We start from the raw sequence: 435 nt of genomic DNA on the forward strand, positions 1-435 counted from the left end.
GCCGTTCGGCGCCAATCGGCCGGTGAACAGGTGGCCCTCGCCCTCGGCCAGAGCAGTCGCGGCGCCCAGCCAGGGGTGAGCGGACGCCTCCAGGCCCATGGAACCGGCGTCGGCGGAGGCCGCGGTGGCCTCCGTCCAGAAGTACTCGCGCTGGAACGCATAGGTCGGCAGCTCGGCGACCGGAAAGCCGCCCTCGCCGAGGACCTTCGTCCAGTCGATGTCGACGCCCTGGACGTGCAACTGACCGAGGGACTTCAGGAGGTGGCCGATGCCGCCCTCGTTGCGGGCGAGGGAGCCGACGACCACGCCGCCGTGCTCGGCGCTGCCGTCCGTCAACGGCATGGACAGCACCGGGTGGGCGCTGACCTCGACGAACACGCTGCGGCCGTCACCGAGCAGCTGCTCCAGCGCCCGGTCGAAGCGGACCGGCTCCCG

1 protein-coding gene is annotated in these 435 nt (G+C 72.4%); it reads right to left on the bottom strand.

Annotated elements, in window-relative coordinates; genetic code table 11:
• Positions 1–435, bottom strand: a 435-nt coding sequence (locus VM95_RS38080) for an acyltransferase domain-containing protein (RefSeq protein WP_045706247.1), incomplete at both ends; no start/stop codon positions are given.

It is taken from the genome of Streptomyces rubellomurinus, from assembly GCF_000961885.1.
GTDB classification, from domain to species: domain Bacteria; phylum Actinomycetota; class Actinomycetes; order Streptomycetales; family Streptomycetaceae; genus Kitasatospora; species Kitasatospora rubellomurina.